Consider the following 202-nt stretch of genomic DNA (forward strand, 5'->3'; position numbering starts at 1 on the left):
TGGGATAGAGACATTTCGGGAGATAACGATCATGAACGCGGCTGCCACGTGGTCAGGTGAATTTCCAGATTATTCTGAGAATCAGACAGCCAGATAGCGCCATCCTGAATAGTCGCCTGTAGCGCCATTGTACGACCGGCAAAGTCACTCAGTTGTGCCAGTTGTTCATCATCCAGATACCACACGGTAAGATTCTTAAACT

1 protein-coding gene is annotated in these 202 nt (G+C 48.0%); it reads right to left on the reverse strand.

Annotated elements, in window-relative coordinates; genetic code table 11:
- Positions 1 to 29: 29 nt before the first annotated feature.
- On the reverse strand, positions 30 to 202 hold a 173-nt coding region (locus tag FDX22_RS31765), incomplete at its 5' end, for a YaeQ family protein (protein WP_255433027.1).

Origin of the sequence: Citrobacter sp. TBCS-14, assembly GCF_005280805.1 — a bacterium.
GTDB classification, from domain to species: domain Bacteria; phylum Pseudomonadota; class Gammaproteobacteria; order Enterobacterales; family Enterobacteriaceae; genus Citrobacter; species Citrobacter gillenii.